Here is a 25,649-nt window from a genome sequence, read left to right as displayed (position 1 = left end):
AAAGAAGCCGGCTCATTTGCTTGAGCCGGCTTTTTCTCGTCCCGAATTTTTGCGCGTGTCGTTCTAGACCTTCGGGGCGTCGGAGGTGTCCGGGATATCCGGCGTATCCGGCGACTGCACGCCGAAGCAGCCGCGATACGTGGCGTAGAACGAGCAATACAGTGCGGTAGTGACAAGAATCGACGCCGGCATCAGCACCGCCAATGCCATCTCCTGCCCGGCGCCGAGCGCCTGCATCAATGCGGTGAGGCCGAACGACACCGCAAGCGCAATGCAAATCCACAACACGCCGTAATAGACGAAGGCACCACGGTTGCGCCAGCACGACACCAGGCTGAAGAACAACGCCTTGGCGGGCGGCACGTCGTGCCATGCGACAAGAATCGGTGCGAACCAGAACAGCATCGCGAACGGGATGTAGCACACCAGCGCAACGAGCACCGCTAGCGGACTGAAACTCGCCGCGACAGTTTCGGGGTCGCCGGCGGGCGCGTCGCCCATCATGAGGTTCAGCAGCGTGCCGCCGTCCACCAGCGCCGACACCGCGAAGATCACGGCCATCGCCACGACATACAACGCGCCGAGCGCGAGCAACCGGCGCGCAACGACGCTCCCGTACGAGCGGAAGCCGTCGACGAGCACGGTCGGCCAGACGGGTTTGCCGGCAATCGTGTTGCGGCATGCCGCCATGAAGCCGACCGCCACGCCCGGAATGAACAGGAGCGGCAGCACCGGCCCGATCAGCGGCACGCGCGAAATCAGCGTCATCACGAACAAATAGGCGAAGAACACCGTGAGAAACGCAAAGGGATTGCGGCGAAACAGCCAGATTCCCTGGCGGAACCACACGTAGCCGGTCTTGGCGGGGACTTCGATGAGTCGCATAGAGAGGATTAGCCTTGTGCGGATGGAGCAGCAGCCTGGACGCGCGCGCGCAGGATGCGTTCGAAATGACCCGGATCGTGCGCGTTCAGCATCTGCGCTTCACGCGGCCGATGAAAATCATGCAGGCGCGACACCCAAAACCGCATCGCGCCTGCGCGCAGCATGTCGTTCCAGTGACGCTCCTCGGCGGGCGTGAACGGCCGCACGGTCTGATACGCGCGCAGCAACGCATCGACACGCGCGGCATCCAGCGCGCCCGTGGCGAGATCCGTGCACCAGTCGTTGACGGTCACGGCAACGTCGAACAGCCATTTGTCGACGCCCGCGAAATAGAAGTCGAAGAAGCCGCCGAGACGCGCATGTTCGAGCCCCGGCGCGAACAGCACATTGTCGCGGAACAAGTCGCAATGACACGGGCCGCCGGGCAACGCCGCGTAATCCGCGGAGCCGAAGAACGCCGCCTGCCAGGCCAGTTCGCCCTCGAACAACTCGCGCTGCTCATGGCTCAGGAATTCAACGATCGACGGCGCCTTCTCCTGCCACCACGACAGGCTGCGCAAATTCGGCTGATGCTGCGGGAAATCGCTTCCGGCAAGATGCAGGCGCGCAAGCATCTGCCCGACCTCGATGCAATGCGCGGGCGACGGCGCAAGTTCAGGCGCGCCGTCCAGTTTCGTGACCACCGAAGCGGGCTTGCCATGCAGCATGCCGAACAGCGTGCCGTCACGGCGCGGCATCGGATCGGGCACGGGCACGCGATGCGAGGCCAGATGACGCATCAGATCGAGATAGAACGGCAACTGCGTGGCGCTCAGATTCTCGAAGATCGTCAGCACGAATTCGCCGCGCGTGGTCGTGAGAAAGAAGTTGCTGTTTTCGATACCGGACTGGATACCGCGCAATTCGACGACATCGCCGAGATCGTAGTCTTGCAGCCAGTCGCCGAGCTCGGCGTGGGTGACGGGGGTAAAGACGGCCATGCAGGGAAGCGTCGGTCAGGTTGGACGGCCCGGAGCGGGCCTGTGAAGATCGGCGCGGCCTGTCGGACGCCGCGCCGCGAGACCGCGACTCGCATTCGTAGCGAGTCCGGCGCGATCAGGAAAGATCAGTAACGCAGGTTGATCGATGGCAGGCGGGTGCTGGCCTTGCCGTTGTCGCGTACTTGCGGCGAGGTATCGGCGGGCGAGCTCATCTGGTAACGCGTGCCGAAGTTGGAACGCACGTCGATCTCGACCGGCTTGCCCTTGTCGCGGAACTCGGTGATTTCAGTGCCGTTCGTGCTCAGTTCGTGAAAGCTCGGCGTGCGCGGCGGCGAGATTTCGACTTTCGAGCTGACATTGGCCGGCGGGCGGTTGATGGCTTTCAGATCCGGAAGTCCCGCTGCTTCTTCCGGCGACATTTTCTGCGTGGCGGGTTGCGGCTCGATTTGAGCGGCTTGCGGCGCCGGCTGCGCGACTGCGCCGAGGCTTGCGGCGGCGAGGACTGCCGCGACGGCGGCGCAAAGGTGCAGCTTCATGATGGTTCTCCAGGCGATGGCCGGATTCTAGCAAAAAGCCTTGCCGAATCAGTGGAACGCCTTATTGTGCGCCGGTTTTCAGCATTTCGACGTGGCGCCGAAAAAACACTGTTGCACGGTGTGATTGCACGCACTCACGTGATCAGGGGCTTCATGGATCGGGCATTCTTCCGTGTTAATGTCGATTCATCGAAGGCATCAAAAAAAGACACAAGATCATGACAAACGACCGGACTCAAAGCACCCAGGGCACGCCTGCCAACGACTTCCCGACCGAATCCTTCGAAGATCCCGTCGCGGCCGTCACGCGGCTTTCCGCCATCTACGAAGCCAACACCGCATTCCTGCGCGATGCGTTCGCGCGCTATCGACGCAATGAGCAGTTCACGCATCGTGTGCGTGCGTGTTATCCGTTCGTGCGCGTGCGAACCGAGTGGAATACGCAGATCGATTCACGCCGCTCGTATGGTTTCGTCGCCGGGCCGGGCATTTATGAAACGACGCTCACGCGCCCCGACCTGTTCGGCGATTATTATCGCGAGCAGTTGCGCCTGCTCGCGAAGAATCATCATGTAGGCATTGAAGTGGGCGTGTCGGCGCAGCCGATTCCGATTCACTTCGCATTCGCCGAAGGCATTCATCTCGAAGGCGATCTGGACCGCGACCGTCTGCTCGCGATGCGCAATATCTTCGATACGCCGGACCTCGCGCTGCTCGACGACCGCATCGTCAACGGCACCTTCGAGCCCGGTCCTGGCGAGCCGCATCCGCTCGCGTTGTTCACGGCGGCGCGCGTGGACTTCTCGTTGCACCGGCTGCGCCACTACACCGCGACCTCGCCGACGCATTTCCAGAACTACGTGCTGTACACGAACTACCAGTTCTATATCGACGAATTCGTGAAGCTCGGCCGCACGATGATGTCGCGTGCCGACGACGAAGCCACGCGCGCCTATCGCAGCGAGTATTCATCGTTCGTCGAACCCGGCGACGTCGTCACGTATAACGCGAACCTCGGCGAACAGCCCGAGGAGGGCTCGGCCCCCGCGCGCCTGCCGCAGATGCCCGCGTATCACCTGAAGCGCGCGGACGGCAGCGGCATCACGATGGTGAACATCGGCGTGGGACCGTCGAACGCGAAGACGATCACGGACCATATCGCGGTGCTGCGCCCGCATGCGTGGATCATGCTTGGACATTGCGCGGGGCTGCGCAATACGCAGCGGCTCGGCGACTACGTGCTCGCCCACGGTTACGTGCGTGAAGATCACGTGCTCGATGACGACCTGCCGCTGTGGGTGCCGGTGCCGGCGCTGGCGGAAGTGCAGGTGGCGCTGGAGAAGGCGGTCGCGCAGGTGACGCGGCTCGAAGGCACCGACCTGAAGCGCGTGATGCGCACGGGCACGGTGGCGAGCGTGGATAACCGCAACTGGGAACTGCGCGATCATCGCGAGCCGGTACGGCGGCTGTCGCAGAGCCGGGCGGTTGCGCTCGACATGGAAAGCGCGACGATCGCCGCCAACGGCTTCCGCTTCCGCGTGCCGTACGGGACGCTGTTATGCGTGTCGGACAAGCCGCTGCATGGCGAACTGAAGCTGCCCGGTATGGCCGACCAGTTCTATCGCGCGCAAGTGGATCAGCATCTGCAGATCGGCGTGAAGGCGATGGAGTTGCTGCGCATGAACGGGCTGTCGCAATTGCACAGCCGCAAGCTGCGCAGCTTCGCCGAAGTGGCGTTCCAGTAAGTCAGAAGCGTTGCATCGGGGCGAGCGGCGCTCGCCCCGCCACCCATCTCACAGATAGAACATCCGGTCTTCGTCCGACTTGCCTTCGGCGGGCTGTTCGGGCGCGTCCTCGCGGTCTTCATAGAAGCGCAGCACCGCGTCGAGCACCTGATCGGGATCGTCGATGACCTGCATCAGGTCGAGATCCTTCTCGCCGATCACGCCATTGGTCAGCAGCGTCTTCTTGAACCAGTCGAGCAGGCCGGCCCAGAACTCCGCACCGACCAGCACGATGGGCACATGGCGCGACTTCTTCGTCTGGATGAGCGTGAGGACTTCGGCGAGTTCGTCGAGTGTGCCGAAGCCGCCCGGCATCACCACGACCGCGTCCGAGTTCTTCACGAACGTGACCTTGCGCGTGAAGAAGTGACGGAAGCGCAGCGAGATGTCCTGCCATTGATTGCCGGACTGTTCATGCGGCAATTCGATGTTGAGACCGACCGAAGGCGACTTGCCCGCGTGCGCGCCCTTGTTGGCCGCTTCCATGATGCCCGGGCCGCCGCCCGAGATCACGGCGAAGCCCGCATCGGAGAACTTCTGCGCGATTTCAATGGTGCGCTGATAGTACGGCGACTCGGGTTTGAGACGGGCCGAACCATAGATACTGATGGCAGGACGGATCTCCGAGAGGTACTCGGTCGCCTCGATAAACTCTGCCATAATCGTGAACATCTGCCACGATGCGCGAGCCTTCTTGGCTGTCGCGCGCTCTTGATCTGCGAGCGATCGCAGACTCGGAATCACTTTTCTCTTGTTCATAATGCCTGAAGAACTCAGTCTTGAAGGTAAGACCCTGCTATTGGTCGACGGTTCTAGTTACTTGTACCGGGCCTACCATGCGATGCCTGACCTGCGAGGCCCCGACGGCGGTCCCACTGGCGCACTGTATGGAATGATCAACATGCTGCGGCGCTTGCGGCGCGAAATCAATGCAGAGTATAGCGCGTGCATTTTCGACGCCAAGGGCAAGACCTTCCGCGACGACTGGTACGCCGAGTACAAGGCCAACCGGCCCTCGATGCCGGAAGACCTCTCCAGGCAGATCGAACCCATTCACGTTGCCGTGCGCGCGCTTGGCTGGCCGCTCGTCATGATCGAAGGCGTCGAGGCCGACGACGTCATCGGCACGCTCGCCGTGCAGGCCGAGAAGCGCGGCATGAAGGTGATCGTCTCGACGGGCGACAAGGATCTGGCTCAGCTTGTGACGGATCATGTCACCCTCATCAATACGATGACCAACGAAACGCTCGACCGCGCCGGCGTGCAGGCCAAGTTCGGCGTGCCGCCGGAGCGCATCGTCGACTATCTTTCTCTCATCGGCGATACGGTCGACAACGTGCCGGGCGTCGAGAAATGCGGACCCAAGACCGCGCTCAAATGGCTCACGCAATACGACACCCTTGATGGCATCGTAGAACATGCGGGCGAGATCAAAGGTGCGGTAGGAGACAATCTGCGCAAGGCTCTGGACTTCCTGCCCATGGCCCGCAAGCTCGTTACCGTGCACACGGAATGCGACCTTGCCTCGCAGATCGAATCAATCGATGCCACGCTCGCCAGCCGTCCCGAATCACGCGACGAACTGCGCGACGTGTTCCTGCGTCATGGCTTCAAGACCTGGCTGCGCGAGATCGAAATCGCCGATGCCGTCGAAGGGCCGAGCGACACGCCGCCCGCCGAAGTCACGGAGATCGAGCATCACTACGAGACCGTGCAGACGTGGGAACAGTTCGATGCCTGGCTCAAGCGCATCAACGAAGCCGAGCTCACGTCGTTCGACAGCGAGACCACGTCGCTCGATCCGCTGACTGCGCAGATCGTCGGCATGTCGTTCTCGGTCGAGCCGGGTCATGCGGCTTATGTCCCGGTTGCGCATCGCGGGCCGGATGCGCCCGAGCAGTTGCCGCGCGACGAAGTGCTCGCGAAGCTCAAGCCGTGGTTCGAAGATGCATCGAAGAAGAAGGTCGGCCAGCATCTGAAGTACGACGAGCAGGTGCTCGCGAACTATGGCATCGAGATGCGCGGCGTCGAGCACGACACGCTGCTGCAATCGTACGTGCTGGAGTCGCATCGTCCACACGACATGGACAACCTCGCGCTGCGCCATCTCGGCGTGAAGACCATCAAGTACGAGGACGTCGCGGGCAAGGGCGCGGCGCAGATCGGCTTCGACGAAGTCCCGCTCGAACAGGCCGCGGCCTACGCCGCCGAAGACGCCGACATCACGCTGCGCCTGCATCGCGCGCTGTATCCGCAAGTGGCGCAGGAAGAAGGGCTGCTGCGGGTGTATCGCGACATCGAATTGCCCACGTCGCGCGTGCTGCGCAAGATGGAACGCAACGGCGTGCTGATCGACCGCGAGCGGCTCGATGCGCAGAGCAACGAGATCGCGAAGCGCCTCATCGATTTGCAGGCGCAGGCGTATGAGCTTGCGGGCGGCGAGTTCAATCTCGGCTCGCCGAAGCAGATCGGCCAGATCTTCTTCGAAAAGCTGCAACTGCCGATCGTGAAGAAGACGCCGAGCGGCGCGCCTTCCACCGACGAAGAAGTGCTGCAGAAGCTCGCCGAAGACTTTCCGCTGCCGAAGGTGCTGCTCGAACATCGCGGTCTGTCGAAGCTAAAGTCCACCTACACGGACAAACTGCCGCGCATGGTCAACGCCAACACCGGCCGCGTGCATACGAACTATGCACAGGCGGTCGCGGTGACGGGGCGGCTGTCGTCGAACGAACCGAACCTGCAGAACATCCCGGTGCGCACCGGCGAAGGACGCCGCATTCGTGAAGCGTTCATCGCGCCGCCGGGCCGCAAGATCGTGTCCGCGGATTATTCGCAGATCGAACTGCGCATCATGGCGCACATTTCCGGCGACGCCTCGTTGATGCGCGCGTTCAAGGAAGGCGAGGACGTGCATCGCGCGACCGCCTCGGAAGTGTTCAGCGTGACGCCGCTTGAAGTCGACAACGATCAGCGCCGCATCGCCAAGGTCATCAACTTCGGCCTGATCTACGGGATGAGCTCGTTCGGTCTGGCGTCGAATCTCGGCATCACGCGCGATGCGGCGAAGCTGTATATCGACCGGTACTTCGCGCGCTACCCGGGCGTCGCCGCCTACATGGAGAACACGCGTCTCGCCGCGAAGGCGCATGGCTTCGTCGAGACGGTCTTCGGCCGGCGTCTGTGGCTGCCCGAGATCAACGGCGGCAGCGGTCCGCGCCGGCAGGCAGCGGAACGCGCGGCCATCAATGCGCCGATGCAGGGCACCGCCGCCGACCTCATCAAGCTCTCGATGATCGCCGTGCAGGACTGGCTCGAAACCTCGGGCACAGGTGCGAAGATGATCATGCAGGTACACGATGAACTCGTGCTCGAAGTCCCGGAGGAAGCGCTCCCCGAAGTCAGGAAGCGCTTGCCTGAACTCATGTGCGGCGTCGCGCAGCTGAGGGTGCCGCTCGTCGCGGAAGTGGGCGTCGGCAACAACTGGGAAGAGGCGCACTGACGCCCTGAGCTTCATCGAGGCCTGCTGACACACGCCGCGCGAAGGCCTATGCTGCTTCGGATGCATATGCCCGGCATGTCATCGACGCGCTTGTGACTGTCTTCGGGCCTCGCGCACAATCCGTTCATCGAGGAAACAAGCACGAACGAACACAACGGGCACGACGGCGGACCGGTTATAAAAGCACAGGGAGAGTTCCATGCATCGCTTCATCATCGTCGGCGGAGGGGCCGGCGGCCTCGAACTCGCGACGCGTCTCGGCGACCGCTTCGGCAGCACGGACAGCAAGACGCCGCCAAAAGCGCAGATCACACTGGTCGACCGCAATCCGACGCACATCTGGAAGCCGCTGCTGCATGAAGTCGCCGGCGGCAGCATGGACCCGTTCACGCAGGAACTCGAATACGCGGCGCAAGCCCTGTGGCATGGCTTCGAGTTCCAGCAGGGCGATCTGATCGGACTGGACCGCGCGAACCGGCGCATCAGGATCAGCGCGCTGCGCGACGAGGAAGCCGGCGAACTGCTGCCGGAACGCGACCTGGAGTACGACACGCTGGTCATCGCCATCGGCAGCACGACGCATTTCTTCGGCGTCGAGGGCGCACAAGCCAATTCCATCGCGCTCGATACCGTCGGCCAGGCCGAGCTTTTCCGCAAGCGGCTGATCGCGGCGTGCATTCGCGCCGAGCACGTCGCGCCCGAGCCGGTGGCCGCCGGCATCGACGAAGCCGAAGCCGAAGATCCGCCGGGCGTCGATCCGGTGCCGCGCATCCAGGTGGCGATCGTCGGCGCCGGCGCGACCGGGGTGGAATTGTCGGCGGAACTGCGCAACACGGCGCAGGTGCTGTCCGCCTACGGGCTGCACAAGCTCGACCCGAAACATGACATCGGCATCGTGTTGATCGAGGCCGGGCCGCGCATCCTGCCTGCGCTGCAGGAGCGCGTCTCCACCGCGACCGCCGAACTGCTCACCAAGCTCGGCGTGAAGCTTCTGACCGGCGAAACCGTCGCGCAGGTGGGCCGCGACTCGATCCACACGGCGAGCGGCAAGATGATTCGCGCGGACCTCACGGTGTGGGCGGCGGGCATCAAGGCGCCGGCCATCCTTGCCAACCTGGACGGCCTGCCGACCAACCGCCTCGGCCAGCTGAACGTGCGCCGCACGCTGCAAACCGAAATCGACGACAACATCTTCGCCCTCGGCGACTGCGCCGCGTGCCCGTGGCCCGGCAACGAGCGCAATGTCCCGCCGCGCGCGCAGGCCGCGCATCAGCAGGCGAGCTTTCTGTTCAAGTCGTTCGAGCGGCTGCTGCAGGGCAAGCCGCTGCCGGAGTACACCTATCGTGACTTCGGCTCGCTGGTGTCGCTCGGGCATTACAGCGCGGTCGGCAACCTGATGGGCGGGCTGATCGGCGGCAACATGCTGATCGAGGGGCTGTTCGCGCGTTTCATGTACATGTCGCTGTACCGGCTGCATGTCGCCGCGCTGCACGGCTATGCACGCATGGTGCTCGATACCATCGCGCACTGGCTGCGCCGCTCCACTGCGCCGCGTGTGAAGCTGCATTGATGTGCACGGGTTTGGAATAGAAGCGCTGCGTCGTTCGTTCAAAGCTGTTTAGAATGAGCGGCGCGCTTTTTCCGAAGCGCACGTTCGTCGTCGTGCAGCGCCGCGCCGCGTGCAGCCTTGAGCACGTCGCGCGGTTTCAAGGATCCGTGCCGCGCATTGACACTGCAAGCGCAATGCGACGGCCTCGCCGCGGGAGCCACGTATGCTAGACCCAGAAGTCGACAGCCTCATTCCGCACGTCCCGTTCAATCGCCGTAACTTCATCAAGGCAAGCATCGGCACCGGCTTCGCGGCCGCGGTGCTGCCGGTCTCCGCGCAAACCATCCATACCGACAGCGACGGCCTCGAAGCCGGCGCAATCGGCGTGCGCGGCGCGGACGGCACGCTCGTGCCGGCGTATCGCGCTCAGCCGAAGGGCAAGACGCATCTGCCGGTCATCATCGTCATTCATGAGATCTTCGGCGTGCACGAGCACATCGCCGACTTGTGCCGGCGCTTCGCGAAGCAGGGTTATCTGGCGATCGCGCCGGACCTCTACACGCGCCAGGGCGACGCCTCGGCCTACCAGTCGATGCAGCAGCTCAACGAACAACTCGTGTCGAAGGTACCGGACGCGCAGGTAATCTCGGACATCGACCAGACCGTCAAGTGGGCGGGCGAGCATGGCGGCGATCCGAAGCGTGTGGGCATTGTGGGCTTCTGCTGGGGCGGACGCATCTCGTGGCTGTATGCGGAGCACAATCCGTCGCTCAAGGCGGCGGTCGCTTTCTATGGACGGCTCGTCGGCAACAAGACGGAGAACACGCCGAGCAATCCGCTCGATCTCGCCAGCGGGCTCAAGGTGCCGGTGCTCGGGCTGTATGGCCGGCTGGACCAGAGCATTCCGCAGGACACCATCGAGCAGATGAAGCAGGCGCTCGCCAACGATCCGCCGCCCGCCCGCAACTCGCAGTTCGTCGTGTACGACGACGCCCCGCACGCGTTCTTTGCCGATTACCGGCCGAGCTATCGCAAGGCGGACGCGGAAGACGCCTGGAAGCGCGCGCTCGCGTGGTTCCGCGAGCACGGCGTCCGGTAAGGCGTCTCAGGGCTTCGCGCCGGTCGCGACGGGCCTGCCCGGATCGGCGCTCCACTCGCTCCACGAGCCGGGATAGAGCGCGGCGCCGTGCAGCCCGGCGATTTCCATTGCAATGGCGTTGTGACACGCCGTCACGCCCGAGCCGCATTGCAGCACGATGCGGTCGGGCGAGGTCGCGCCGATCAGCGTGCCGAAGGCCTCGCGAAGGTCGTGCGCGGTCTTGAAGCGGCCATCGGCGTTCAGGTTGTCCTTGAAGAAGTGATTCAGCGCGCCCGGAATGTGGCCGCCGACGGGATCGAGCGTTTCGTTCTCGCCGCGATAGCGGTCGGCGGCGCGGGCATCGATCAGCAGGTGATCACGCGTGCCGATGCTGCGCTCGATCGCCGCGGCATCGATGGTCACCTGCAGCGGCGCCGCCGCCTTGAACGTACCCTGCGTGCGCGCCGGCACGGCGGTCTCCAGCGGCTGTCCGGCGGCTTCCCAGGCGTTCAGCCCGCCGTCGAGCAGCGCGACGGAATCGTGTCCCAGCCAGCGCAGCAGCCACCAGAGACGCGCCGCATACATGCCGCCCTGCGCGTCATAGGCGACGACCTGGCGTCCTTCGTCCAGTCCGAAGCTCGCCAGTTTTTCGACGAGCGCCGCGCGCTCGGGTAACGGGTGCCGTCCGTTCGAGCCGGTTTTCGCGCCCGACAGGTCGCGATCGAGATGCAGGTAATGCGCGCCGGGAATGTGACCGGCGGCGTAGGCGGCCGCGCCTGCTTCGGGCGCGGCGAGGTCGAAGCGGCAGTCGAAGACCAGCACGCTGCCGGGCGCGGCCGCGTGCCGGTCGGCGAGGTTCGCGGCGGAGATGAGCGTGGTGTAGTGGGTGTGCTGCATGGCGGCTCCTGGAGCGACGCTCGTTTGGCGAGGGGAGTTGTCAGTCTAAACACACAAGGGGTGGGTCGTCACCGGTCCAGGGACAAAGCGGCGCGGATCTTGCGGCTGCGTCCGGTATTCATACGACGGAGGCTTCAATGAAAACAACCAAACTGCGGGTTCTGCTGGCGACGGCGACCGTACTGGCCGCTCACACCGCATTCGCCGATACCCCCGGCGCGGACTGGATGCCGAAGGAACAGGCCATTCAGAAGCTGAGCCAACAGGGCTATGCCAACGCCTATCTGAAGGCCGATGACGGTCATTGGGAAGGCGAGGCCACCAAGGGCGGGCGGATCTACGAACTGCACGTCGATCCCCATTCAGGTGCAATCACGAAGAGCGAACCGAAGCACTGACGCCAGACCGCGCGGCTGCCCATAGTCCGCGCAGGAAGCAAATGGCCCGACCGGCTTGCACCGGTCGGGCCATTCGTCATTCTGAAGCTTGCGTCGCGACCTTCAGATCGTCCCGAGCTGATGCCGCAGGAATTCGTGGAAATGCTGCATGCCGGATTCCATCGGGCTCTGGTACGGACCGACCTGGTTCTCCCCGCGTGACATGAGTGCGCGGCGGCCGGCGTCCATGCGTTCGGCGATCTCGTCGTCCTCGCGCGCGGTTTCCATGTAGGCGGCGCGCTCGGCCTCGATGAACTCGCGTTCGAACAGCGCGATTTCCTCGGGGTAATAGAACTCGACGATGTTCCGCGTCTTCTGCGTGCCCTCCGGGATCAGCCACGACACGACCAGCACGTGCGGATACCACTCGATCATCAGGCCGGGGTAATACACCATCCAGATCGCGCCGAACTCGGGCGGCGTGCCGTTGCGGAAGCGCAGGACTTCGTCGTGCCACTTGCGATACGTCGGGCTGCCCGGCTTCTCGAGATTCTTGTGGACGCCGACCGTCTGGACGCTGTACCAGTCGCCGAATTCCCATTCGAGGTTGTCGCACGACACGAAGCTGCCGAGTCCCGGATGGAACGGCGCGACGTGATAGTCCTCGAGATAGACCTCGATGAAGCTCTTCCAGTTGTAGTTGCACTCATGCACTTCAACGTGATCGAACATGAAATTCGAGAAGTTGAAATGCCGGGCGGTGCCAAGCCTGGCGAGATCCGCAGCGACGTTGCGGCCCTCCGATTCGAACAGCAGCCCCTGCCAGTTCTGCAGCGGGGTCTTGCCGAGGTTGAGGCAGGGCTTGTCCGCGAAATGCGGTGCGCCGAGCAGCTGACCGTCGAGGTCATAGGTCCAGCGGTGCAGCGGGCAGACGATGTTGTCCGCGCTGCCGCGGCCATTGAGCATGATGGCCTGACGATGGCGGCACACGTTCGACAGCAATTCGATATTGTTCTGCTGATTACGAACGAGCACGCGCCCTTCGCCTTCACCCGGAAGCGCGAAATAGTTTCCCGCTTCCGGCACCATGAGTTCGTGCCCGATATAGCGTGGACCCTGCTTGAAAAGTATGTCGAGTTCGCGCGTAAGAAGCGCTTCGTCAAAGTAAGCCGTGACTGGCAGTTGGCTATGAACAGCCTTGAGCTGCAATGCATTGCTCAGATTGGACATTCCCACTCCCGATGAAAACGTGAAAGCAGTGAACAACCCAACCATCGATGGATTCGATTTAGGGAGCCCGCGATTATACCGAAATCCCCCTCTTTGGGGAGCTTAAGGTCTTGATTTGGGTATAAATTGTGTCGGGAGTTCCGCGCATTCGCGTCGCGGGCAGACACGTTTCGCATTCCGCCGGCGAATTCACGAACGATGCGGCAACGCACTGTTAGCACTTCCGGATAGCCCGGATGCGGGTCGAAATTTTGTCTTTTGCCGTAGAATGTGCGACTTGGCTCCAAAAATTAAATTGCACATCCACGATTCATGGCGAAAACCGCTGTTCAGGACACAGGTGAGGTCACCGGCGCGAGCAGCGCCGAAGCGCCCGGCGCGGACGCCGCGCAGCTTCCGGAGAATTACGAAGCGGCGCTGGGCGAACTCGAATTGCTCGTGGCGCGCATGGAAGAGGGCGCGCTGAGTCTCGAGGAATCGCTTGCGGCGTACCGTCGCGGCGCCGCGCTTGTAGGGTTTTGCCAACAACAGCTCGAAAAAGTCGAGCAGCAGGTACGCGTCCTCGATGGCGAGACGCTCAAGCCGCTGCCCGCCGAGGTACAGCGCGCCACCCAGGGTGCAACGGAAGACAACGGGGACGACGACCTATGACCTTCGAACAATGGATGCGTGCCACGCTCGACCGCGTCGAGACAGCGCTGGAGCACTATCTGCCGGGTACCGATGTCGCGCCGGCGCGTCTGCACGAAGCCATGCGCTATGCCGTGCTCGGCGGCGGCAAGCGTGTGCGTCCGCTGCTGGTCCATGCGGCCGGCGAACTGACCGGCGCGAGCGCGCAGGCGGTGGAAGCGGCCAGCGCGGCGCTCGAAATGATTCACGTGTATTCGCTGGTGCATGACGACATGCCCGCCATGGATGACGACGCATTGCGTCGCGGCAAGCCCACGGTACATATCCAATATGACGAAGCGACGGCATTGCTCGTCGGCGATGCGCTGCAATCGCAGGCCTTCGTTGCGCTGACCGCGGCCGGCAACGGTCTGAACGATACCCAGCAGGCCGCGCTCGTGCGCGAGCTGGCGGTCGCGAGCGGTTCGCTCGGCATGGCGGGCGGGCAGGCCATCGACCTCGAAAGCGTCGGACGCAAGCTCTCGCGTCCCGAGCTCGAGACCATGCATCGCAAGAAGACAGGCGCGTTGTTGCGCGCGTCGGTGCGCATGGGCGCGCTGGCGGGCGCAACGCCGGACGCAGAGGCGCTCGCGGCGCTGGATCAATACGCCGCCGCGGTCGGACTTGCGTTCCAGGTGGTCGACGACATCCTCGATGTCACCGCCGACTCCGCCACGCTCGGCAAGACGGCGGGCAAGGACGCGCAGCATGACAAGCCCACTTACGTGTCGATCATCGGTCTCGACGCGTCGCGCGAACTCGCGGCGCAGCTGGGCCGCGACGCGCACGGCGCCATCCAGCCGTTCGGCCCGCGCGGCCAGCGGCTGGCCGAGCTTGCAGACCTGGTCGTGAACCGGGTGAATTGATTGTTGAACGCGTGACGAACCCCACGGCGCGAGCGGTCCGACCCGGAAGCATCGCGCTGAACGAATCACGCCAGTTTTCCTAAAATGGGACGACGATGTACGACCTGCTGAAATCCATCGACGATCCGGCCGACTTGCGTGCCCTCGATCGACGCCAACTGCAACCGCTAGCCGACGAGCTGCGAGCCTACGTGCTCGACAGCGTCTCGCAGACGGGCGGGCATCTGTCGTCCAATCTGGGCACTGTCGAGCTGACAATCGCGCTGCACTATGTGTTCGATACCCCTGCTGACCGCATCGTCTGGGATGTCGGCCATCAGACCTATCCGCATAAGATCCTCACCGGCCGCCGCGACCGGATGTCCGGACTCCGCCAGCTGGGCGGCATCTCCGGCTTCCCGCGCCGCTCCGAGTCCGAGTACGACACCTTCGGCACCGCGCATTCGAGCACGTCGATTTCGGCGGCGCTCGGCATGGCGGTCGCGAACAAGCTGCAGGGCGACAACCGCTACTCCATCGCCGTGATCGGCGACGGCGCGATGACCGCCGGCATGGCCTTCGAGGCGATGAACAACGCGGGCGTCGCCGACGACCTGCCGCTGCTCGTCATCCTCAACGATAACGACATGTCGATCTCGCCGCCGGTCGGCGCGCTGAACCGGCATCTCGCGCGTCTGATGTCGGGGCGTTTCTACGCCGCCGCGCGCGCGGGCGTCGAGCGCGTGCTGCGCGCCGCGCCGCCCATGCTGGACCTCGCGCGCAAGCTCGAAGAACACGCGAAGGGCATGATCGTGCCGGCCACGCTGTTCGAGGAGTTCGGCTTCAACTACATCGGCCCGATCGACGGTCACGACCTCGATTCGCTGGTCCCCACGTTGCAGAACATCAAGGAACTGCGCGGTCCGCAATTCCTGCACGTGGTGACAAAGAAAGGCCAGGGCTACAAGCTCGCCGAAGCCGATCCGGTGCTTTATCACGGCCCGGGCAAGTTCAATCCGGCCGAAGGCATCAAGCCGTCGACGGCGCCTTCGAAGAAGACCTACACGCAGGTGTTCGGCGAATGGCTGTGCGACGCCGCCGCGCAGGATTCGCGCGTGGTCGGCATCACGCCGGCGATGCGCGAAGGCTCGGGCATGGTCGAGTTTGAACAGCGTTTCCCGGAGCGTTACTTCGACGTCGGCATCGCCGAGCAGCACGCGGTGACCTTCGCGGGCGGCCTGGCGGCGGACGGCATGAAGCCGGTCGTCGCGATCTATTCCACCTTCCTGCAACGCGCGTATGACCAGCTGATCCACGACGTCGCGCTGCAGAACCTGCCGGTCGTGTTCGCCATCGACCGCGCGGGCCTCGTCGGGGCGGACGGCGCCACGCACGCGGGCAACTATGACCTCGCGTTCCTGCGCTGCATCCCGAACATGACGGTGATGGCGGCATCGGACGAGAACGAATGCCGCCAGATGCTCTACACGGCGTTGCAGCAATCCAACCCGACGGCCGTGCGTTACCCGCGCGGCGCGGGCGCCGGTGTCGCGACCGTCAAGCAGATGACCGCGCTGCCGGTGGGCAAGGGCGAGATTCGCCGCGAGTCGTCGCAGAAGCTCGGCTCCGGCAAGCGCATTGCCATCTGCGCGTTCGGCACGATGGTCGCGCCGTCGCTGGCCGCGGCCGGGGAACTCGATCTCACCGTCGCGAACATGCGCTTCGTGAAGCCGGTCGACGCCGACCTGCTGCGCGAACTGGCCGCCACGCACGATGCCATCGTCACCATCGAGGAAGGCACGATCATGGGCGGCGCGGGCTCGGCCTGCGTGGAAGCGCTGCTTGCGGGCGGCGTGCTGAAGCCGGTGCTGCAACTCGGTCTGCCGGACGTGTTCATCGATCACGGCGATCCCGCGAAGCTGCTCGCGAGCGTGGGCCTCGACGCGGCCGGCATCGCGCGCTCGATTCGCGAACGCTTTCTCGATGCCGTTGAGAGCGAGCAGGCAGGCAAGCTGACCAAGCGCGTGGCCTGAAACAGTACGGCGCGCTCGGGGCGCACCGTATGGAATGACTCAAGTGATTCGCTTCACACACGGCGCGGGCTCCAATCCGCGCCGTGTGCGCTTCAAGCATTGAACCGCCCGCATCGTCATGACGCGCGGCGCATAAGGACATAACAAATGAACCAGATGAATCCCGCCTTCGTGATGCCGGACGTCCAGAGCACGCCGGACACGCGTCAGATAGTCATACAGCTCGTCGTCGTGATGGGCGTGCGGCATACGTTGTCGGTGCGTACGGCGAATGGCGTGCAGCCGAGCGTCGGCGTATGGAATCTCGACGTGCACCTGCCCGCCGACCAGAAAGGCACGCACATGTCGCGCTTCGTCGCGCTGCTCGAAGACAATCGCGAGCCGCTCGACCAGCCCGCGCTGCGTGCGCTGCTCGCCGACATGCTGACCCGGCTCGAAGCGCATTCGGGACGTATCGAAGTGAGCCTGCCTTACTTCGTGATGAAGACCGCGCCGGTGTCCGGCGTGCAGAGCCTGCTCGACTACGAGGTGACCTGCCTCGCCGAACGGCGCGACGGCGAAACCCGCCTGTCGATGAAAGTGCTCGTGCCCGTGACGAGCCTGTGCCCGTGCTCGAAGAAGATCTCGCAATACGGCGCGCATAACCAGCGATCGCACGTGACCATCACGGCCGAACTGGCGGGCGAAGTGGCGGTGGAAGAACTGATCCGCATCGCCGAGGAAGAGGCGTCGTGCGAACTGTGGGGACTGCTCAAGCGGCCGGACGAGAAATTCGTCACCGAGCGGGCGTACGAGAATCCGAAGTTCGTCGAAGACCTCGTGCGCGATGTCGCCACGCGCCTGAACGCAGATGAACGCATCGTCGCGTACACGCTCGAAGCCGAGAATTTCGAATCGATTCACAACCACAGCGCGTATGCGGTGATCGAGCGGGACAAGCGCCGCGACGCCTGATCCTTCGCGCCGCGTCTTCCAGAGAGCCGGTCTTCGCACCGGCTCTTTGCTTATGCGAACGCGGTTTCCGACGAAACATGCGCTTCCCGCACCGATTCCACCACCAGCGAGGCCAGCCGCTCGACCAGCGGCGAGCCGACACCCGACGCGCGATGCAGCGCCAGCGGAATGGACGGCAGCGCGGGCAAGCCGCCTTCGTCGGCGTCGAGCGGACGGACGGTCGCGGGCAGGCCGTAGCTCGTGCGCACCGTCACGCCCAGTCCGGCAGCCGCAGCCGCCCATAATCCCGACAGGCTCGGGCTCGTGAACGCCACGCGCCAGCGGATGCCGGCGCGGTCGAGCGCCGCGGCGGCTGCGCTGTGGAACAGGCACGGCCGGTCGAAGGCGATCAGCGGCAACGGTTCGTCGAGGTCGAAATGCCACGGCACGCTCGATGATGCGATCCAGCGCATCGGCGGGGCGGCGATTGCTTGCGGCAGATTGGCCGCCTGGCTTTCGTCGCTGACGCCTGCCGCGCCCCAGACGAGCGCGAGATCGAGCTGCGCGCCGTCGATGCGCTCCAACAGTTCGGTATTCCGTGCGACACGCGCCTCGATGCGCACTTTCGGATGCGCGCGCGCGAAACGTCCGAGTACGTCGGGCAACACCACTTCGCCGAAGTCTTCCTGCAGCCCGAGCCGGATCCAGCCTTCCAGATCGACGCCGCGCACCGCGACAGCCGCTTCATCGTTCAGTTCGACGAGACGCCGCGCGTAGTTGAGCATCACTTCGCCGGCATCCGTGAGCGCCAGTCCGCGGCCGGCCTTGCGAAACAGCGGCGTGCCGGCCTGTTCTTCCAGCTTGCGAATCTGTGCGCTCACTGCCGAAGTCGAGCGGCCGACACGGTCCGCCGCCCTCGCAAAACTCCCCAGATCCATGCCCGCGACGAAACTGCGCAGCACGGCAAGGTCGAAAGTCGTCTGGCTCATGGAATCATCCTGTTTATCTGAACGGATGGTGAAAAACTTTGCGATTTTCAGGATGATCCTAAGCCTTCAGACTGGTCGCAGTCAAACTTCATCCGGACTGCGTCATGGATATTTCCTGGGTATCGAACTCGATCAAGTCGCCCGCGCTCGACAGCCGGCATCGCTGGAAAGTGCTGGGCGTGGGCGTCGCGGCGAACGCGAGCGTGTCGGCGGCGGCGACCGGCTTTCCGACGACCGCCGTCTGGGTTCGCTCGGCGTATCACCTCAGTAACGGCCAATTGGGCGTTGTGCTGGGCGCGCTGGGGCTGGGCGTCGCATTGTCCGAACTGCCGTGGGGCGTGCTGACGGACCGCTGGGGCGAGCGGCCGGTGCTGCTGACCGGCCTGCTGACGACCGCTGCGGCGCTCATCGCGATGGCCCTGTTCGCCACGCCCGCCACGGCGAGTTTTGCGGGGCTGGTCGCTGCGATGTGCGGCCTCGGGCTGCTCGGCGGCAGCGTGAACGGTTCGAGCGGGCGCGCGGTGATGGCCTGGTTCGGCGAAGGCGAGCGCGGCCTTGCCATGAGCATTCGCCAGACCGCCGTGCCGCTCGGCGGCGGCATCGGGGCGGCGTTGTTGCCGTGGCTGGCGTCGACGCACGGGTTCTCGGCCGTCTTCGGCGTGCTGGCCGCGATGTGCCTTTTGTCGGGCGCGTTCGCGTGGCGCTGGCTTCACGAACCGCCGCTCGCGCAGCACAAGCCGGCGCCGGGCAAGGTCCGGCCGGCGCAAGGCACGCCCTTGCGCGACGTGCAGGTGTGGCGCGTCGTGTTCGGCATCGGCGTGCTGTGCGTGCCGCAGTTCGCGGTGCTGAGTTTCGCGACGATTTTCCTGCACGACGCCGCGCGTTTCGGCGTGACCGCGATCAGCGCGACGATGGGCGCGCTGCAACTCGGCGCCATCGGGATGCGTGTCTGGAGCGGTCGGCATACGGACCGCCACGGGAATCGCCGCGCTTACCTGAAGATGTCCACGGTTGTCGCCTGTGCGTCGTTCGTCGTGCTGGGTCTCGCGACGGCGCTCGGCGCGGTCCATCTGCCGGTATTGCTGGCCGCGATGCTGATCCTGGCAGGCGTATGCGTGTCCGCATGGCACGGCGTGGCCTATACCGAGCTCGCGACGCTCGCGGGCACCGCACGCGCCGGCACTGCCCTCGGCATGGCGAACACGGCGGTGTTCGTCGGCTTCTTCCTGACGCCGCTCGCCATTCCGCATGTGCTCGCGCTGGGCTCCTGGCCGCTGGTCTGGCTGGCGGCGGGCGTGTGCGCGTCGCTCGCGTGGCCGTTGTTTCCGAAGCCCGCACGCGCTTAAACTGGCCGTCCGACACAACACCCGTGGAGAGCATCTTGATCCTGATCGGCCAATACGATTCCCCGTTCGTGCGGCGCGTCGCCATCGCGGCGAGTCTTTATGGCATGGCGGTCGAGCATCGTCCGTGGTCCGTCTTCGGCGATGCCGACAAGATCGCGCCGTTCAATCCGCTGATCCGCGTGCCAACCTTGGTGCTGGATTCCGGCGACGTGCTGATCGAAAGCGCGATGATCCTCGATTACCTCGACGAGCAGGCCGGCGCGGCGCACGCGCTGATCGCGGCGGAGGGGCCGGAACGGCGTCACGCGCTCAAGATCTGCGCGCTGGCCACGGGTCTCGCTGACAAGGCCGTCGCGCTGGTCTATGAACGCGCGTTGCACAAGGAGCGGTCGCAGACCTGGCTCGACCGCTGCACGGGTCAGGTCGAGCGCGTGCTGAATGCACTGGAAACGGATCGCGCCGCGCGTCCGGCGGCATTCTGGTTCGGCGATGCAATCGGCCACGCGGATATTGCCGTGGCCTGTGCGCTGCGCTTCGCGCGCGAGGCGCATCCGGAGATTTTCACATCGACCCGATGGCCCGCGCTGATCGCCCACAGCGACCGGTGCGAGATGCTGCCGGCGTTTGCGTCGATCGTGCAGCCGTTCAACCCGCCGAGATAAACCGATCAGGCGCGCGCCAGCGAGGACAAGTCCCAGCGCGGCTTCACGGTGAACGCGTAGTCGCGCACGGCCTGCTCCGGCCAGCGCGACAGGCGCAACGCGCCGGCGAGCGCGATCATCGCGCCGTTGTCGGTGCAGAGCGAGAGATCGGGGTAATGGACGTCGAAGCGGCGCTTCTTCGCCGCCGCCGACAACGCTTCGCGTAGTTGCCGGTTCGCGCCGACGCCACCCGCCACCACCAGCCGTTTGAGGCCCGTCTGCTTCAGCGCGGCGAGCGACTTGGCGACCAGCACGTCGACAGCGGCATCGACGAAACCGCGCGCCAGATCCGCCTTGCCCTGTTCGCACACATTGGCGCCGAGCTTGCGGCTCTGCGTCAGCACGGCTGTCTTGAGCCCGCTGAAGCTGAAGTCGAGGTCGCCGGAGTGGAGCATCGGACGCGGCAGCACCACCGCGCCCGGCGTGCCGAACTCGGCCAGCCGCGACACTTCCGGGCCGCCCGGATAACCGAGGCCGAGCAGCTTGGCAGTCTTGTCGAAGGCTTCGCCGGCGGCATCGTCGAGCGTTTCACCGAGGGTTTCGTAGACGCCGACATCGGTCACGCGCATCAACTGCGTGTGCCCGCCCGAGACCAGCAGCGCGACGAACGGAAACGGCGGCGGCTCCGACACCAGCAGCGGCGACAGCAGATGCCCTTCCAGATGGTGAATGCCGACGGTCGGCTTGTCCCAGGCCATCGCGAGCGCGTTGGCGACGCTCGCGCCCACCAGCAGCGCGCCCGCGAGCCCCGGCCCTTGAGTGAACGCGATGGCGTCGATGTCGCCGCGCGCCGCGCCCGATTGCTCCAGCACCTCTTCGAGCAACGGCAACGCGCGCCGGATGTGATCGCGCGATGCCAGTTCCGGCACGACGCCGCCGTAATCGCGATGCATCGCGATCTGCGAATGAAGGGCGTGCGACAGCAGGCCGCGTTCGGTGTCGTAGAGGGCGAGGCCGGTTTCGTCGCAGGAGCTTTCGATGCCGAGAACGAGCATGGGAGTGAAACTTCGGAGGGAACAAAAAAGTATAGCAGCGGCGGCCCGTGCGCGTTCCGTGGCCCCGAGCCGTCCCGGCGCAGCGGTTAGAATGCGCGCCATGGAATCCTTCGATATCGCCGTCATCGGCGCGGGCGCGGCCGGCATGATGTGCGCGGCCGTGGCCGCCCAGTCCGGGCGCCGCGTCGTGCTGATCGACCACGCCGCGCGTCTCGCCGAAAAAATCCGCATCTCCGGCGGCGGGCGCTGCAACTTCACCAACAGCCACGCGCAGCCGGCCAACTTTCTCTCGGAGAATTCGCACTTCTGCCGCTCCGCGCTGGCGCGCTATACGCCGCGCGACTTTCTCGCATTGCTCAAGCAGCACCGCGTGAAATGGCACGAGAAGCACAAGGGCCAGCTTTTTTGCGACGATTCCAGCGAAACGATCATCGACGTGCTCAAGCGCGAGTGCGACGCGGGCGGCGTGACCTGGCGGCGTCCGGTTACGGTTCACGAGATTCGCCACGACGGCGCGCGCTTCACGCTGGATACGAACGCGGGCGCGCTCGGCGCGGCGGCGCTCGTGATCGCGACGGGCGGGCTCTCGATACCGAAGATCGGCGCGACGGACTTCGGCTATCGGGTGGCGAAACAATTCGGCCACACGCTCGTCGACACCCGGCCGGCGCTCGTGCCGCTCACCTTCACGTCGACCGACTGGGAGCCGTTCGCGGCGCTATCGGGGCTGTCGTTGCCGGTGCGCATCGGTGCGGGCAAGGGCAAGACGCGCGGGGAGTTCGACGAAGACCTGCTGCTCACGCATCGCGGCGTGTCCGGGCCGGGCGTGCTGCAGGTGTCGAGCTACTGGAATACCTCTGAGCCGGTCGAGATCGACCTGCTGCCCGGCATCGACGCCACCGCCATGCTGCTCGAGGCCAAGGCGGGCTCGAGGAAGCAGATCGGCAACTTGCTGGCCGCGCATGTGCCCGCGCGCCTGGCGCAGGCGTGGCTCGCGGCGCACAAGGTCGCCCTCGATGCCCGTCTCGCCGATCTCCCCGACCGCACGCTGCGCGCGCTCGGCGCATCGCTGTCGAACTGGACGCTGACGCCGAGCGGCACCGAGGGCTATCGCAAGGCGGAAGTGACGCGCGGCGGCGTGAATACGCGCGAACTGTCGTCAGCGACGATGATGAGTGCGCGCGTCGCCGGGCTGTACTTCATCGGCGAGGTGGTCGATGTGACCGGCTGGCTTGGTGGCTATAACTTCCAGTGGGCGTGGGCCTCGGGCGTCGCGGCGGGCAAGGCGGCGGCGGAGCACGTGCGGAGCGAGGCGACGACCGGTTGAGAATCGCCTGAAAGCTGCTCCGGTCGCCGGTCAATTGTTCCGGAACGGGGGTTTTGGCGAGTCTCGAAACGCGAACCCGTTTGCTATACTCAACCGGTCATCGGAGGAAGCCCTCCGCTCTGGCTGGCACGCGGGAGCGTCGTTGTGGCACGCCTTGCCGCGGCCCGGAATGGCCCGCAGAAAAGTCCCGCTTGAGGATGCGTTCCCAAGTGGGTTTTTGCTTTCACGATCACGCCACCGCCGGGCCAGCCGGAATCCAGTTATCGCCATTTATCGCAATTGCACCGGGTGAACGATGAGCCTCAAGGACCAGATCAACGACGACATGAAGACTGCCATGCGCGCGCGCGAAACCGAGCGCCTCGGCACGATTCGGCTGCTGCTCGCGGCAATCAAGCAGCGTGAAGTCGACGATCGCGTCACACTCGACGACGCCGCCATCACGGCCGTCATCGACAAGATGATCAAGCAGCGCAAGGATTCCATCAGCCAGTTCGAAGGCGCGGGCCGCACCGATCTCGCCGACAAGGAAAAGGCGGAACTCGCCATCCTGTCCGCCTACATGCCGGAGCAGCTTTCCGCCGACGCCATCGCCGCCGAAGTACAGGCCGCCATCGCGGCGAGCGGCGCGGCCGGTCCGCAGGACATGGGCAAGGTGATGGGCGTGCTGAAGCCAAAGCTCGCCGGCAAGGCCGACATGACGGCCGTTTCGGCACAGGTGAAGGCGGCGCTCTCCAAGTAAATCTGCTGCCGACTGCCCGGTGATTCCTCACGCTTTCCTGCAAGACCTGCTCAACCGCGTCGACATCGTCGACGTGGTGGGCCGCTACGTCCAGCTGAAGAAGGGCGGCGCGAACTTCATGGGCCTCTGTCCGTTCCATAACGAGAAGAGCCCGTCGTTCACGGTCAGCCCGACCAAACAGTTTTATCACTGCTTCGGCTGCGGGGCGCACGGCACGGCCATCGGCTTCCTGATGGAGCATACCGGCCTGACCTTCCCGGAAGCCGTCAAGGATCTCGCGCAAGGCGCCGGACTCACCGTGCCGCAAGAGCCGTCGTTTCGCGGCGGCGGATCCGGCGGCGAGAGTGCGCCGAGCCGGGCCGTCAGCGTCGCGCTGACCGACGTCATGCAGACCGCCTGCGATTTCTATCGCAAGCAGTTGCGGGGAGCGCCGAATGCGATCGCCTATCTCAAAAAGCGTGGGCTGACGGGCGAGGTGGCTGCGCGCTTCGGGCTCGGTTATGCGCCGGATGGATGGCAGAACCTCGAAACCGCGTTTACCGATTATCGGGATGAGAACCTGGTCGAAGCGGGGCTCGTGATCGTCAGCGAGAAGACCGATGCGCAAGGGCAGGCGCGCCGCTACGACCGTTTCCGCGAACGCGTGATGTTCCCGATCCGCAATGTGAAGGGCAACGTGATCGGCTTCGGCGGGCGCGTGCTCGACGGCGGCGAGCCCAAGTACCTGAACTCGCCCGAGACGCCGCTCTTCAGCAAGGGCAGCGAGCTGTACGGATTGTTCGAGGCGCGGCTCGCCGTGCGTGAACTGGGCTACGTGCTGGTCGTCGAAGGGTATATGGATGTCGTCGCGCTGGCGCAGCTTGGCTTTGCCAACGCGGTCGCGACGCTCGGCACCGCGTGCACGCCGGTTCACGTGCAAAAACTGTTTCGCCAGACGGACACGGTGGTGTTCAGCTTCGATGGCGATTCGGCGGGGCGCCGCGCCGCGCGTCGCGCGCTGGAAGCGGCGCTGCCGCACGCGGCGGACAACCGCACGATCAAGTTCCTGTTCCTGCCGAAGGAGCACGACCCGGACAGCTATGTTCGCGAGTTCGGGACGGATGGTTTCGGCGAACAGGTCGATCGCGCGATGCCGCTGTCGCAGTTCCTGCTGAACGAGGTGCTGAACGACAAGGAACTGGAGCAGCCGGAAGGCCGCGCGAAAGCGCTGTTCGACGCCAAGCCGCTGCTTCAGGCCTTGCCCGCGAACGCGTTGCGCGTGCAGATCCTGCACATGCTGGCGGACCGGCTGAGCACGCCGTTCACGGAGATCGCCGCGCTGTGCGACATCGATTCGCGCGCGGCCGCCGTGGCCCGCGCGAACGTGCCGAAGAGCGAGCGTCGCCGGGTGACCGGCCAGGAACAGCGGGCGTTACGGAACCTGGTGATGTATCCGGGCATTGGCGTGGCGCTGGATCAGGAAGCCGAGCGCACGCTCGTCACCATGACCGAACACGGCGAGTTGTTCAGCGAGGTGATCGGGCACGCGCGTGAACTGGGTGGTGAAGCCGAGTTCCAAATGCTGTCGGACGTCTTGAGAAATGCAGCAAATGCGCCCACGTACGAAGATATCTTCCAGGAAATTCTCGCCTATGATGAAAACGTTCGCGATTTGCTGTTGCGCGATCCATCCGACGAGGATGCGGCGCAGCGGGTCGAGGAACAGAAGCGTTTGCTTGCCGAGGAGCTGCAGGCCACGGTCGTGAAGCTGAGGCATGACAGCTATCGCGCGCGGCTGGATCAACTGGCGCGGCAAGCCAACCTTTCGGCGGAGGAAGTGGCGGAGTTTTCGGATCTGTCGGCGCGGGTCGCGCAGATCAAGGCCGGGCGCCTTGCCAGTCCGGATAGCGGAAAGTGAAATGCTATAATTAAAAGTTCAAACGGAAGTGCTTTTTGTCAACTGCTTGTGTCGCCGAACTGTTGTTTAACGTCCACGGCGCAACATCGGCGGAGTGGTTGAAAAAGGGCATTCAAAGGGCTTTCTGCAGGCCATGGAAGAAGCAGGCGGCACGCGGAGCCCGCGACGGCGCAGGCTGAACGTGCGCTTTCACGGCAACTTCTGTTGCGAAGTTCGTCGATTTGCGTGGCGCAGGCCGCATAAGTCATACGAAAACGAGTGAAACGCACGCCGGCGTACAGACGGGCGGAAGGGAAGCGGCTGCTATTGCGGGTAGGGCGAGACAGGCAGTTGATTCTTGTCGGATCGGCAATAGCG

22 protein-coding genes are annotated in these 25,649 nt (G+C 64.7%); 14 read left to right on the top strand and 8 right to left on the bottom strand.

All coding sequences use genetic code 11. The features are described from left to right. Nucleotides 1–63 precede the first annotated feature (63 nt). The 3 genes from QCE69_RS33785 to QCE69_RS33775 all read right to left on the bottom strand — a co-directional run bounded on the left by QCE69_RS33785 (nt 64) and on the right by QCE69_RS33775 (nt 2,401). Nucleotides 64–885 (bottom strand): BPSS1780 family membrane protein, encoded by an 822-nt coding sequence (locus QCE69_RS33785; RefSeq protein WP_309935269.1) that lies wholly within the window; start codon nt 883–885, stop codon nt 64–66. 8 nt (nt 886–893) lie between these two features. Then, nucleotides 894–1,865, bottom strand: coding sequence for a homoserine kinase (locus tag QCE69_RS33780; protein WP_309935267.1), 972 nt, complete (start codon nt 1,863–1,865; stop codon nt 894–896). Between the two features lie 125 nt (nt 1,866–1,990). Continuing rightward, nucleotides 1,991–2,401 (bottom strand): hypothetical protein, encoded by a 411-nt coding sequence (locus tag QCE69_RS33775; RefSeq protein ID WP_309927168.1) that lies wholly within the window; start codon nt 2,399–2,401, stop codon nt 1,991–1,993. Nucleotides 2,402–2,619: 218 nt separating this feature from the next. Between QCE69_RS33775 and QCE69_RS33770 the strand changes: the two genes are divergently transcribed. Next, entirely contained in the window at nt 2,620–4,146 is a 1,527-nt protein-coding gene (locus tag QCE69_RS33770; RefSeq protein WP_309927167.1) for an AMP nucleosidase, read from the top strand. Nucleotides 4,147–4,194: 48 nt separating this feature from the next. Here QCE69_RS33770 and QCE69_RS33765 read toward each other — a convergent pair whose 3' ends face one another. Continuing rightward, a complete protein-coding gene (locus QCE69_RS33765; protein WP_309821083.1) occupies nt 4,195–4,944 on the bottom strand; it encodes a TIGR00730 family Rossman fold protein in 750 nt (249 codons plus the stop codon). A 1-nt stretch (nt 4,945) separates the two neighbouring features. On the opposite strand from QCE69_RS33765, the gene polA reads away from it, so the two are divergent. The 3 genes from polA (at nt 4,946) to QCE69_RS33750 (ending at nt 10,332) form a co-directional block, all read left to right on the top strand. Beyond that, on the top strand, nt 4,946–7,684 hold the full coding sequence (gene polA / locus QCE69_RS33760) for a DNA polymerase I (RefSeq protein WP_309935443.1): 2,739 nt from the start codon (nt 4,946–4,948) through the stop codon (nt 7,682–7,684). A gap of 199 nt (nt 7,685–7,883) precedes the next feature. Further along, entirely contained in the window at nt 7,884–9,254 is a 1,371-nt protein-coding gene (locus tag QCE69_RS33755; protein WP_309935265.1) for an NAD(P)/FAD-dependent oxidoreductase, read from the top strand. A gap of 202 nt (nt 9,255–9,456) precedes the next feature. After that, nucleotides 9,457–10,332 carry a dienelactone hydrolase family protein gene (locus QCE69_RS33750; RefSeq protein WP_309935264.1) on the top strand — a complete coding sequence of 292 codons (876 nt, stop codon included), beginning with the start codon at nt 9,457–9,459 and terminating at the stop codon, nt 10,330–10,332. A gap of 6 nt (nt 10,333–10,338) precedes the next feature. Here the strand turns inward: QCE69_RS33750 and QCE69_RS33745 are convergent, their stop codons facing one another. Further along, on the bottom strand, nt 10,339–11,208 hold the full coding sequence (locus tag QCE69_RS33745; RefSeq protein WP_309927160.1) for a sulfurtransferase: 870 nt from the start codon (nt 11,206–11,208) through the stop codon (nt 10,339–10,341). A 137-nt stretch (nt 11,209–11,345) separates the two neighbouring features. Here QCE69_RS33745 and QCE69_RS33740 point away from each other — a divergent pair, with 137 nt between their 5' ends. Further along, nucleotides 11,346–11,606: a PepSY domain-containing protein gene (locus QCE69_RS33740; protein ID WP_309935261.1), complete on the top strand. Its 261-nt coding sequence runs from the start codon at nt 11,346–11,348 to the stop codon at nt 11,604–11,606. Between the two features lie 102 nt (nt 11,607–11,708). Here QCE69_RS33740 and QCE69_RS33735 read toward each other — a convergent pair whose 3' ends face one another. Beyond that, complete coding sequence (locus QCE69_RS33735; protein WP_309821077.1) at nt 11,709–12,815, bottom strand: aromatic ring-hydroxylating dioxygenase subunit alpha; 1,107 nt, start codon at nt 12,813–12,815, stop codon at nt 11,709–11,711. Between the two features lie 312 nt (nt 12,816–13,127). On the opposite strand from QCE69_RS33735, the gene QCE69_RS33730 reads away from it, so the two are divergent. The 4 genes from QCE69_RS33730 to folE2 all read left to right on the top strand — a co-directional run bounded on the left by QCE69_RS33730 (nt 13,128) and on the right by folE2 (nt 17,316). Next, the gene (locus QCE69_RS33730; RefSeq protein ID WP_309935259.1) at nt 13,128–13,466 is read left to right on the top strand and encodes an exodeoxyribonuclease VII small subunit; all 339 of its coding nucleotides are present in this window, start codon (nt 13,128–13,130) and stop codon (nt 13,464–13,466) included. Beyond that, nucleotides 13,463–14,350: a farnesyl diphosphate synthase gene (locus tag QCE69_RS33725; protein ID WP_309927153.1), complete on the top strand. Its 888-nt coding sequence runs from the start codon at nt 13,463–13,465 to the stop codon at nt 14,348–14,350. Before QCE69_RS33730 ends, QCE69_RS33725 begins: the two co-directional genes overlap by 4 nt. A gap of 95 nt (nt 14,351–14,445) precedes the next feature. Further along, on the top strand, nt 14,446–16,362 hold the full coding sequence (gene dxs, locus QCE69_RS33720) for a 1-deoxy-D-xylulose-5-phosphate synthase (RefSeq protein WP_309821074.1): 1,917 nt from the start codon (nt 14,446–14,448) through the stop codon (nt 16,360–16,362). A gap of 147 nt (nt 16,363–16,509) precedes the next feature. Further along, a complete protein-coding gene (gene folE2 / locus QCE69_RS33715; protein ID WP_309935258.1) occupies nt 16,510–17,316 on the top strand; it encodes a GTP cyclohydrolase FolE2 in 807 nt (268 codons plus the stop codon). A 50-nt stretch (nt 17,317–17,366) separates the two neighbouring features. On the opposite strand, the gene QCE69_RS33710 is transcribed toward folE2, so the two are convergent. Next, nucleotides 17,367–18,284 carry a LysR substrate-binding domain-containing protein gene (locus QCE69_RS33710; protein WP_309927147.1) on the bottom strand — a complete coding sequence of 306 codons (918 nt, stop codon included), beginning with the start codon at nt 18,282–18,284 and terminating at the stop codon, nt 17,367–17,369. A gap of 104 nt (nt 18,285–18,388) precedes the next feature. On the opposite strand from QCE69_RS33710, the gene QCE69_RS33705 reads away from it, so the two are divergent. Both QCE69_RS33705 and QCE69_RS33700 read left to right on the top strand, forming a co-directional pair. Continuing rightward, nucleotides 18,389–19,630, top strand: coding sequence for an MFS transporter (locus QCE69_RS33705; protein WP_309935256.1), 1,242 nt, complete (start codon nt 18,389–18,391; stop codon nt 19,628–19,630). Nucleotides 19,631–19,653: 23 nt separating this feature from the next. After that, entirely contained in the window at nt 19,654–20,292 is a 639-nt protein-coding gene (locus QCE69_RS33700) for a glutathione S-transferase N-terminal domain-containing protein (protein WP_309935254.1), read from the top strand. Between the two features lie 5 nt (nt 20,293–20,297). Here the strand turns inward: QCE69_RS33700 and tsaD are convergent, their stop codons facing one another. Continuing rightward, nucleotides 20,298–21,326 (bottom strand): tRNA (adenosine(37)-N6)-threonylcarbamoyltransferase complex transferase subunit TsaD, encoded by a 1,029-nt coding sequence (tsaD, locus tag QCE69_RS33695; protein WP_309935252.1) that lies wholly within the window; start codon nt 21,324–21,326, stop codon nt 20,298–20,300. A gap of 100 nt (nt 21,327–21,426) precedes the next feature. Between tsaD and QCE69_RS33690 the strand changes: the two genes are divergently transcribed. The 3 genes from QCE69_RS33690 to dnaG all read left to right on the top strand — a co-directional run bounded on the left by QCE69_RS33690 (nt 21,427) and on the right by dnaG (nt 25,292). Beyond that, nucleotides 21,427–22,653, top strand: coding sequence for an NAD(P)/FAD-dependent oxidoreductase (locus QCE69_RS33690; RefSeq protein WP_309935249.1), 1,227 nt, complete (start codon nt 21,427–21,429; stop codon nt 22,651–22,653). Between the two features lie 295 nt (nt 22,654–22,948). Then, nucleotides 22,949–23,395 (top strand): GatB/YqeY domain-containing protein, encoded by a 447-nt coding sequence (locus tag QCE69_RS33685; RefSeq protein ID WP_309927138.1) that lies wholly within the window; start codon nt 22,949–22,951, stop codon nt 23,393–23,395. Nucleotides 23,396–23,414: 19 nt separating this feature from the next. Beyond that, nucleotides 23,415–25,292 (top strand): DNA primase, encoded by a 1,878-nt coding sequence (gene dnaG / locus QCE69_RS33680; RefSeq protein WP_309935247.1) that lies wholly within the window; start codon nt 23,415–23,417, stop codon nt 25,290–25,292. The last annotated feature ends 357 nt before the right edge of the window (nt 25,293–25,649 follow it).

This window comes from Caballeronia sp. LZ032 (assembly GCF_031451315.1).
GTDB lineage: Bacteria > Pseudomonadota > Gammaproteobacteria > Burkholderiales > Burkholderiaceae > Caballeronia.
This window is presented reverse-complemented; position numbering and strand designations above follow the sequence as displayed.

What these genes read in the sequence shown, in the direction of transcription:
- QCE69_RS33705 (WP_309935256.1), top strand. Translation starts at nt 18,389, where the DNA reads ATGGATATTTCCTGGGTATCGAACTCGATCAAGTCGCCCGCGCTCGAC.
- QCE69_RS33690 (WP_309935249.1), top strand. Translation starts at nt 21,427, where the DNA reads ATGGAATCCTTCGATATCGCCGTCATCGGCGCGGGCGCGGCCGGCATG.
- dxs (WP_309821074.1), top strand. Translation starts at nt 14,446, where the DNA reads ATGTACGACCTGCTGAAATCCATCGACGATCCGGCCGACTTGCGTGCC.
- QCE69_RS33780 (WP_309935267.1), bottom strand. Translation starts at nt 1,865, where the DNA reads ATGGCCGTCTTTACCCCCGTCACCCACGCCGAGCTCGGCGACTGGCTG.
- QCE69_RS33725 (WP_309927153.1), top strand. Translation starts at nt 13,463, where the DNA reads ATGACCTTCGAACAATGGATGCGTGCCACGCTCGACCGCGTCGAGACA.
- QCE69_RS33730 (WP_309935259.1), top strand. Translation starts at nt 13,128, where the DNA reads ATGGCGAAAACCGCTGTTCAGGACACAGGTGAGGTCACCGGCGCGAGC.
- QCE69_RS33785 (WP_309935269.1), bottom strand. Translation starts at nt 885, where the DNA reads ATGCGACTCATCGAAGTCCCCGCCAAGACCGGCTACGTGTGGTTCCGC.
- QCE69_RS33745 (WP_309927160.1), bottom strand. Translation starts at nt 11,208, where the DNA reads ATGCAGCACACCCACTACACCACGCTCATCTCCGCCGCGAACCTCGCC.
- folE2 (WP_309935258.1), top strand. Translation starts at nt 16,510, where the DNA reads ATGAACCAGATGAATCCCGCCTTCGTGATGCCGGACGTCCAGAGCACG.
- QCE69_RS33775 (WP_309927168.1), bottom strand. Translation starts at nt 2,401, where the DNA reads ATGAAGCTGCACCTTTGCGCCGCCGTCGCGGCAGTCCTCGCCGCCGCA.
- QCE69_RS33735 (WP_309821077.1), bottom strand. Translation starts at nt 12,815, where the DNA reads ATGTCCAATCTGAGCAATGCATTGCAGCTCAAGGCTGTTCATAGCCAA.
- QCE69_RS33770 (WP_309927167.1), top strand. Translation starts at nt 2,620, where the DNA reads ATGACAAACGACCGGACTCAAAGCACCCAGGGCACGCCTGCCAACGAC.
- tsaD (WP_309935252.1), bottom strand. Translation starts at nt 21,326, where the DNA reads ATGCTCGTTCTCGGCATCGAAAGCTCCTGCGACGAAACCGGCCTCGCC.
- polA (WP_309935443.1), top strand. Translation starts at nt 4,946, where the DNA reads ATGCCTGAAGAACTCAGTCTTGAAGGTAAGACCCTGCTATTGGTCGAC.
- QCE69_RS33710 (WP_309927147.1), bottom strand. Translation starts at nt 18,284, where the DNA reads ATGAGCCAGACGACTTTCGACCTTGCCGTGCTGCGCAGTTTCGTCGCG.
- QCE69_RS33755 (WP_309935265.1), top strand. Translation starts at nt 7,884, where the DNA reads ATGCATCGCTTCATCATCGTCGGCGGAGGGGCCGGCGGCCTCGAACTC.
- QCE69_RS33740 (WP_309935261.1), top strand. Translation starts at nt 11,346, where the DNA reads ATGAAAACAACCAAACTGCGGGTTCTGCTGGCGACGGCGACCGTACTG.
- QCE69_RS33765 (WP_309821083.1), bottom strand. Translation starts at nt 4,944, where the DNA reads ATGAACAAGAGAAAAGTGATTCCGAGTCTGCGATCGCTCGCAGATCAA.
- QCE69_RS33750 (WP_309935264.1), top strand. Translation starts at nt 9,457, where the DNA reads ATGCTAGACCCAGAAGTCGACAGCCTCATTCCGCACGTCCCGTTCAAT.
- QCE69_RS33685 (WP_309927138.1), top strand. Translation starts at nt 22,949, where the DNA reads ATGAGCCTCAAGGACCAGATCAACGACGACATGAAGACTGCCATGCGC.